This window comes from Vibrio genomosp. F10 str. 9ZD137, from assembly GCF_049974785.1.
GTDB lineage: Bacteria > Pseudomonadota > Gammaproteobacteria > Enterobacterales > Vibrionaceae > Vibrio.
This window is the reverse complement of the sequence record NZ_JBNGCJ010001024.1, coordinates 1-2028: the sequence shown is the minus strand read 5'-3', so window position 1 is coordinate 2028 and position 2028 is coordinate 1. Positions and strand designations below refer to the sequence as shown.

At 45.4% G+C, this 2028-nt stretch carries 1 protein-coding gene; it reads right to left on the bottom strand.

Annotated features, from left to right (window positions below; genetic code table 11):
• A partial coding sequence (locus ACP45E_RS21785) for a DUF5801 repeats-in-toxin domain-containing protein (RefSeq protein ID WP_426511804.1) occupies positions 1 to 2028 on the bottom strand: 2028 nt, incomplete at both ends.

The window sequence follows — 2028 nt, the reverse complement described above, 5'->3', positions numbered from 1 at the left end:
GAAGTGGCTAACATCATCACTTCCTTGCGCATAGACAATCGATGCGGAACTGCTGACTAAAGCGCTGTTTGGCGATGTTCCATCCAACAATGAAGCTTCAGAAAGGTCGACTTTTGGGACCACTTTTATGTCAGGGATTTGCCCGTCTGTAATAGCAAGATCGACAGTCGCGGTATCGATATCACCGTCTCCATCTCTCGCAGTAAACACAAATTGTTTATTGACCGTCTCATTGGTTGAATGATCAATATCGCGAGCGACGTCAAAAGAGAAGTCACCATTGAGTGAAATGGTTAACGTCCCTTCAGTCAGAGTGAACGTTTGAGATGCGTTATCTTCAGCGCTTTGGTCTAAATTGTATGTGTTTCCCGAGTAGGTAAATGATTGAATGGTCGCAGTGTCTGCCCCTTCCGAGCTAGGTGTATCAGTAAACAAACTGTGTGAGAAAGTGGTGTCACCGTCTTCTGTTGGTTCAGTGACAGAAAAAGTGTTGTCCACCAATTCCAGAGCATCATCCGCCACATTGATTTGAATCCAGGCCGCTTCGTTAGTTAAAGAACCTTCCGTGACACTCGAACGATCGCCATCGGTATCCACCGCATAAATCGGTAAATTAATCGTTAGAGAAGAATCTTGGTTTCCTAAATGATCAAGTTGCTCAAACAAGGTAAATTGATATTTACCTAATTCAGGGGTATCAATTTGAGCTTCAAAAACGGTGACCCGAGTGCCATCAAGAACAATATAACCTTGGTAACTGCGAACACCATTGTCACTGCTGGCTAATTCCAGCTGTATCGCTTGCCCTTGCGATGTCAGCGATCCATCGGTATTGAACTCGCTCGGTTCCAGCTCAAAATGATCAATCGCGTCGCTGCCTGCATTAGCCGTAATGTCACCCGTTCCACTGACCGCTGAGATACCTTCATTGGAACCACCCGAAATACCGGATTCATCCACTTCGATGGCCGTTACATTGTTAATAACCGGGTTTTGGCCATCAATAATGGTGATAGTAATCGCGTTGGTGGCCGTATCTAAATCAAAGTCAGTCACGGTGGTGGGCAGTGACAGGATCAGCTCATCAGACTCATTATGTTCTAATGATTTAAATTGTTGGAATTGGTAACGGCCGTCAGTATCAATAGTAATAACAAGTACTGGCTCATCACTTTCCACTAACGAAAGCGTAATGGTCTTCGCATCATTTGAAAGCGTCGCCTGCGTAGCTTGGTTATCACTGAATAAGCCGTCGAATTGAGCTAAAGCACTCGGTTGAAAAGCAACGGTGGACAGTGAATCACTGCCAATTTGAACAAACTCACCTGCGAGTACCTGAGTATCCGTTTCCGTATTTTCAATATTAACGGTTGTCGGAGCCGGATCAGCGCCATCAATGACGGCTACTTGTGCTTCAATAGGTGCCAACATCGAATTGCCGCCAGAATCAGCACCTTCAATATCAAAGGTAATCGTAATCTGATCATCGGCCAGAGATACAAGTCCACCACCAATCGATACAATATGGTCAATAGGCTGGCTGATTGTGGTGACCATTGTCAATGAGACGTCATTCCCACTTTGCGATGCATTTAAGTCAATGCTTAGTACTTCTGCCGCATCAGCATTTCGGATTCCAACAATGGCGTTTTCAGTTGAATCATAACTGAAAGTGACGACTTGACCACTTGAAGTAATGTCGGTATTCAACTCGGAAAGCAGCGCGGCAAGTGATGATGACTCAGGAACAAACGATTCAGGGTCTAGAGGTAAGTCTCCTGAAAAGATGGTGATACTAGAGGTAATAGTTTGCGGGTAATTCCCTAATGAAAGAGATCCTTCTTGCAACGATTCCGAGAAAGCATCTCCTCCAACGGCTAGAGCTGTTGTGTCTAGTTCATCGTCATCATCGTCTTGTTCTTCAGTAGCCAACGCTGACGTTTCAAAGAACGTGCTGGCTAAGACTTCGGCTCCCGTATAATCGATGGTTACAAAGCCTGCATTGGCAGAACCTGCTGCCCCACCAGC